The 247-nt window shown below is 59.1% G+C and carries 1 pseudogene; it reads right to left on the bottom strand.

The features are described from left to right. A pseudogene (locus SB725_RS33110) lies at positions 1 to 247 on the bottom strand (MFS transporter); the annotation flags it as partial.

A 247-nucleotide genomic window follows, 5' to 3' on the forward strand; every position in this document is an offset into this window, starting at 1 on the left:
CTTTCAGATAGGCGGATGGAATGGTCCAGAACACCGTGTAGGCCATCCACATTGCGGTCGTCGCAACCGTGATGAATATCAGCGAAACGTCGAGCCTGTCGCTCGACACGACAGTCGCAACGAGTGAAATCGCGCTGATCAGAGCCGGAATCGCGCTGTGCCAGCGCCGCTCGTTGCGACGATCGGAACTACGGCCCGCGACGACCATGCCGATGGTCGCGGCAACGAACGGAATCGACGAATAGAG

This window comes from Pseudomonas sp. SIMBA_041, assembly GCF_046535095.1.
Classification (GTDB): Bacteria; Pseudomonadota; Gammaproteobacteria; order Pseudomonadales; family Pseudomonadaceae; genus Aquipseudomonas; species Aquipseudomonas mucoides.